The organism is Zarconia navalis LEGE 11467 (genome assembly GCF_015207075.1).
Classification (GTDB): domain Bacteria; phylum Cyanobacteriota; class Cyanobacteriia; order Cyanobacteriales; family Geitlerinemataceae; genus Zarconia; species Zarconia navalis.
Window position 1 is genome coordinate 1 of record NZ_JADEXN010000427.1, and the last position, 5,107, is coordinate 5,107.

Sequence of the window (5,107 nt, forward strand, 5' to 3'; positions counted from 1 at the left end):
GGTGACGAGTCGGGAGAAACCTGCCGAAGTTGCGGTGATGGAAGGGGAGACTCTGCCGGTGCGGACGTTAACCTTGGCGGGATTACACGGGGAAGCGGGGGATATCCTGACGGCAAAGGGATTATCGGGGACGGAGGCGGAACTGACTCGGTTCATCGAACTCTATAGCGGCAATCCCCTGGCGCTGAATATTATCGCCACTTCCATCAAAGAATTGTTTGGGGGCAATGTAGCGGAATTTTTGGCTCAAGGTGCGGCCATTTTTGGAGGAATTAGCAAGCTGTTACAAGAGCAGTTCGATCGCTCTTCGGCGTTGGCGCAGGGGATTTTGTACTGGCTGGCAATTAACCGCGAACCGGTGACGGTGGCCCAACTGCGGGAGGATATCGTGCCATCTGTGGTAATGGAGTATCTGAGCGATCGTCTCATCGAGTCGGTGGCAGGGGAAATCGAGACGGGGGAATTGGGATTATTCAACAGTCATGCGCTGATGAAGGCGACGGCGAAGGATTACGTCCGCGATACCCAAACTCGGCTGCTTCTCAAACCCCTGGCGGAACGGATACCGAATCTGGCGGCAAGGTTGCCGGGGTTGTTGGCGGATTTGCGGGAACGGGATTTGCTACCGGGATACGCGGCGGGGAATATTTTGAATCTGCTGTGTTATTTACAGGTGGATGTCACGGGATATGACTTTTCGGGGTTGGCGGTTTGGCAGGCTTATCTACAGGGTAGGAATTTGCACGATCTGAATTTTGCGGGTGCGGATTTGTCGAAATCAATGTTTACAGAAACCTTCGGCGGTATTCTCTCGGTAGCTTTTAGTCCCGATGGCACGCTTTTGGCAACTGGCGATTCAAAATTCGAGGTACGACTGTGGCGAATTGCCGACGGTCAATGCGTCAAAACCTTACAGGGACATGGAGATTGGGTAAGATCTGTAACCTTTAGTCCCGACGGTCGCAGTTTGGCTAGTGGTAGCGACGATCGAACCATCTGCTTGTGGGATGTTGCCACGGGTGAATGCTTCCAGCAGTTCCAGGGACATATAAACTGGGTGCGGTCTGTGGTCTTCAGTCCCGACGGTCGCAGTTTAGCTAGTGGCAGTGACGATCGAAGCATTCGCTTGTGGGATGTTACCACGGGTGAATGTCTCCATCAGTTTCATGGACATACAAATAAGGTATTTTCTGTAACTTTCAGTTCCGACGGTCGCAGTTTAGCTAGTGGCAGTGACGATCGAACTATCCGCTTGTGGGATGTTACCACGGGTGAATGCTTCCAGCAGTTTCATGGACATATAAACTGGGTGCGGTCTGTGGTCTTCAGTCCCGACGGTCGCAGTTTGGCTAGTGGTAGCGACGATCGAACTATCCGCTTGTGGGATGTTACCACGGGTGAATGTCTCCATCAGTTTCATGGACATATAAACCAAGTATGGTCAGTCGCTTTCAGTTCTGACGGTCGCAGTTTAGCTAGTGGCAGTGACGATCGAAGCATTCGCTTGTGGGATGTTGACACCGGTGAATGTCTCCATCAGTTTCATGGACATACAAACAAGGTATTTTCTGTAACCTTCAGTCCCGACGGTCGCAGTTTGGCTAGTGGTAGCGACGATCGAACTATCCGCTTGTGGGATGTTGACACCGGTGAATGTCTCCATCAGTTTCATGGATATATAAACCAAGTATGGTCAGTCGCTTTCAGTTCTGACGGTCGCAGTTTAGCTAGTGGCAGTGACGATCGAAGCATTCGCTTGTGGGATGTTGACACCGGTGAATGTATTCATCAGTTTCATGGACATACAAACCCAGTGTGGTCGGTTGCCTTCAGTCCTAATGGTCGTGATGATCGAATCATGGCTAGTGGTAGTGACGATACAACTATTCGCGTGTGGGATGTTACCACCGGTGAATGTATTCATCAGTTTCAGGAGCATACACATCTGGTATTTTCTGTAACCTTTAGTCCTGATGGTCGAATCCTTGCCAGTGGCAGCGACGATCGAACCATTCGTTTGTGGGATGTTGCCACGGGTGAATGCCTCCAGCAGTTTCAAGGTAGTAACATCGTAAGGTCAGTGACTTTTAGTCCCGATGGTCACAGTTTAGCTAGTGGCAGTGGAATCATTTGTGTATGGGAGATTCGCACTGGTCAATGTCTCCATCAGCTTCAGGGACATACCAATAGGACCAGGTCGGTTGCCTTCAGTCCCGACGGTGAAAGTTTAGCTAGTGGTAGCATCGACAAAACTATTTGCCTGTGGAATGTTCGCACCGGTGAATGTATCCAACAGTTTCAGGAAGAAAGCCAATGGGTGAGGTCTATAGCTTTCAGTCCCAATGGTCTAATTCTTGCCAGTGGCGGTGAAGACCAAACCGTTTGCCTGTGGGATGTTCATACCGGTAAACGTCTTCATCAGTTTCTCGGACATGAGAATTGGGTAAATTCTGTAGCATTCAGTCCTGATAGTCAGACCCTTGCTAGTGGTAGTAGAGACGAAACCATTAAACTTTGGGATATCGAAACGAGAAAGTGCATCAAAACCCTAAGATCGCCGCGACCCTATGAAGATATGAATATTACCGAAGTTACAGGTTTGACAGAAGCGCAGAAAGCGACGCTAAAGGTACTGGGAGCAGTGGAAGAGAATTAAAAATTAAAAATTTCCTGTTGTTTCTCTTTTGGGTTTCCAAAAGCTGATAGCTAAATGCTTAAATTCTATATATCGGAAGACTTGAAAAATGATTATCTCCACCGAGAAAAAGACTTGGACGGATGAAGAATTGATGGCATTGTCCGAAGACGGACATCGCTATGAATTGGTGAATGGAGAACTGGTGGATACGGGCAATTCCGGGATGGAACATGGAGGAATGGGTTCGTTCCTCGGAGGCGTACTGGCGATTTACGTTCGAGAGCATAAACTGGGAATTGTCTGCGATTCGAGTACGGCATTTACTCTGAAAAATGGCAATAAGCGATCGCCCGATGTTTCCTTTGTCGCCAGAGAACGACTCCAGGGTTTAAAGCGTCCGCCACGGGGTTTCTTTCCCGGTTCTCCCGATTTAGCCGTGGAAATTCTTTCACCCAACAATACCGTTGAAGAACTCCACGAAAAAATTGTCGAATATTTTGAGAATGACACTCGTTTAGCTTGGGTCGTTCATCCCGATGAAAAATACGTTTTAGTCTACCATTCCCCCGAACCCGATCGCTTTCTTCGTCCTCAAGACAGCTTAGATGGAGAAGACATCATTCCGGGGTTTTCGATGGCGGTGGCTGACTTATTTGAAGAGTGGGATTTTTAAGCCTTTATAACGTTTCTTATTGTCATGAGGGATAAAAAATGTAGGGGCGGGTTTAGCTAAAAACTATGCCATCACTAAGATTTGGCAATCAAAACCCGCCCTCGATGTGTACTGACAAAGCGCGAGAACCACTATAGAGTAACAATCGGTCGGGGCGGGTTTTGACTTGAAATTTTCCGCAAGTTTTCCCAAATATTGCTAAACCCGCCCTTACATGGTTTGGGTTCGTCCCCAATACCTGAGTGCTTACGGAATGTACCTCACGAAAACTCGCGCTTTGTGAGGTGAAGCGTTCTTAATATTCACTTTATAAATGGTCTCTTACTATCAGATAGCACTTAGGGTAAGGTCGATCGAAATCCCTGACGAAACTCGCGGGCGGCCTCCAATCGAGAAGTCTGAGCCATCAACACGCAACGAGCGAGCAAGTCGATATCCAGGGCGGCGGCAAGTTCGGGAATTTCGCTGCGGGAAATGCGATCGTAACCCTCCTCTCGCAGGTGATACAGACTGAAGAGACCGTCTTGCCAAAACCACACTTCCGGCACGCCTAATGCTTGATATCGCTGGAGCTTGTTTGGGCCGCCACTGGTGAATACCACTTCGATAACCAGGTCGGGAATGGGTTTAGATGTCCCGAAACAGTAGGATTCATCTGCCTGAGCCGAAACCACTCCTTCTTTCTCTTGAGTCATCGAACCCGTGGGTTCAAATTCGATATCGTTCTCCAGACAAAATAACCCAATTAAAAAGCCGATGAGCCGACTAAAAACTTCATGGTCCCGTCCCGGCATAAGAATTTCAATGGTGCTGTTATAGTAAGCCAGCCGAATACCAGCAGAGTTAGCAAAACCCGCCCGAACCAGCTCGAACTGTTCCCAAGTCATGCCGGAATAGGCAATAGATCGATCGGGAGTTGGGGGAGTCAGAAGGGGGGTTTGCGTCATCGTCATAGTACCGTTACCGTTCGTTTTCGGTTGAGTCACGAACAGACAGAATTTTACAGATATTTCCTTTTCAGAATATCGCTTGTGGAGGGCTTCGGGGGAAACGGGAGAATTGGGTGAGTGAATCGAGGAATCCGAACCCACCCCTAACCCCTCGCGCTTAGGGGAATTGGAGACGCAGGGATTAGAGAGGCACGGAATTCCTCTGAGGAGGGAGGATTCGATCGGGTGTCCGATTCCACAAGCCAACCAATTCCCCTTTCACTTCCCTCTCGGGAGGGGTCGGGGGTGGGTTTGTCATTCCTTAACTCACAACCGGCCCCATACCAATGGTCCCGGCATAAACGGCCCGATCGCCCAATTCGTCTTCAATCCGCAACAGGCGATTGTACTTCGCCACCCGTTCGCTGCGGCACAGAGAACCGGTTTTGATTTGACCGGCGCGGGTTGCCACGGCTAAATCGGCGATCGTCGTATCTTCGGTTTCCCCCGATCGATGGCTGATGACCGATCGATAGCTGCTGCGGGTTGCCAAATCGATGGTTTCTAGAGTTTCCGTTAGCGTGCCAATTTGATTGACTTTAATCAAAATCGAGTTGGAGACCCCCATATCGATCCCTTTCTTCAATCGGGTGGCATTGGTAACGAACAAGTCATCGCCGACGAGTTGGGTGCGGCTTCCCAGCTTTTCGGTGAGCAGTTTCCAGCTATCCCAATCTTCTTCGTGGAGTCCATCTTCGATCGAAACGATCGGGAAACCATCGACCAAATCGGCCAGATAATCGATTAATTCCGCCGGAGAATGGGCGCTGCCATCGTAGGTATACTGCCCGTCTTTATAAAATTCGC

Annotated in this window: 4 protein-coding genes; 2 read left to right on the forward strand and 2 right to left on the reverse strand. The window is 49.4% G+C overall.

Going from position 1 to position 5,107, the window contains the following annotated elements; all coding sequences use genetic code 11:
• Both IQ235_RS18585 and IQ235_RS18590 read left to right on the forward strand, forming a co-directional pair.
• Positions 1-2,656 (forward strand): WD40 repeat domain-containing protein (locus IQ235_RS18585; RefSeq protein ID WP_264322903.1); only part of this gene is annotated, 2,656 nt, incomplete at its 5' end.
• A gap of 88 nt (positions 2,657-2,744) precedes the next feature.
• Complete coding sequence (locus tag IQ235_RS18590; protein WP_264322904.1) at positions 2,745-3,311, forward strand: Uma2 family endonuclease; 567 nt, start codon at positions 2,745-2,747, stop codon at positions 3,309-3,311.
• Between the two features lie 338 nt (positions 3,312-3,649).
• On the opposite strand, the gene IQ235_RS18595 is transcribed toward IQ235_RS18590, so the two are convergent.
• The gene (locus IQ235_RS18595; RefSeq protein ID WP_319592628.1) at positions 3,650-4,507 is read right to left on the reverse strand and encodes a Uma2 family endonuclease; all 858 of its coding nucleotides are present in this window, start codon (positions 4,505-4,507) and stop codon (positions 3,650-3,652) included.
• 55 nt (positions 4,508-4,562) lie between these two features.
• On the reverse strand, positions 4,563-5,107 hold a 545-nt coding region (locus tag IQ235_RS18600), incomplete at its 5' end, for a phosphopyruvate hydratase family protein (protein ID WP_502652946.1).

Excerpts from the sequence above, each read along its gene's own strand:
- IQ235_RS18590 (WP_264322904.1), top strand. The coding sequence starts at position 2,745 with ATGATTATCTCCACCGAGAAAAAGACTTGGACGGATGAAGAATTGATG.